This is a genomic window from Pseudoalteromonas sp. S4741 (genome assembly GCF_005886135.1).
GTDB lineage: Bacteria > Pseudomonadota > Gammaproteobacteria > Enterobacterales > Alteromonadaceae > Pseudoalteromonas > Pseudoalteromonas tetraodonis.
In genome coordinates this window covers 1-569 of the sequence record NZ_PNCN01000049.1, presented here as the reverse complement: position 1 = coordinate 569, position 569 = coordinate 1, and the positions used below count along the sequence as shown (strand labels likewise).

Sequence of the window (569 nt, the reverse complement as noted above, 5' to 3'; positions counted from 1 at the left end):
GATAAAGATAAAAAGGCCATTGAAGCGTTACTGTAAATAAGCGTCTATATCTCTATATTTACTGATAATCAAACATAAAAAAAGCCGCATAATTTGTAATGCGGATCGTTTAAGTTAATTGAACGATCTTTCAGAGGCTTCATAATAGGCTACAACAAAAGTTGTGGCCTATTTTTATGTCTGAATTTATTAAAGAATTACACCTTACTACTGAGTTTAGCCAAGATCGTGATATTGATTCGTTTACTAAGCATATTCCCCTTGAGTGGATTGAAGCAGCCGTTACTCAAACAGGGAGAGCCTCTGTGCGTAAACGACGTTTCCCCGCCGAGCAAGCTGCTTGGCTTGTATTAGGGATTGGTTTATTAAGAAACCGCTCAATATCTGAAGTCTGTGACAAACTAGAGCTCGCTTTTCCTGACGCTAAAGGAGAGCTTCCACCATTGGCGACTAGCAGTATTATAAAAGGGAAAGAAAAGCTAGGCGCAGCGCCTATGAAACACCTTTTTAAACATACAGCAACGCAGTGGGAGCAGTCGCAAACTATTGATGATGTGTGTGGTTTCACC

At 40.1% G+C, this 569-nt stretch carries 1 protein-coding gene; it reads left to right on the top strand.

Going from position 1 to position 569, the window contains the following annotated elements; translation table 11 throughout:
* Positions 1-176: 176 nt before the first annotated feature.
* Positions 177-569 (top strand): transposase domain-containing protein (locus tag CWC30_RS08455; RefSeq protein WP_171034701.1); only part of this gene is annotated, 393 nt, incomplete at its 3' end.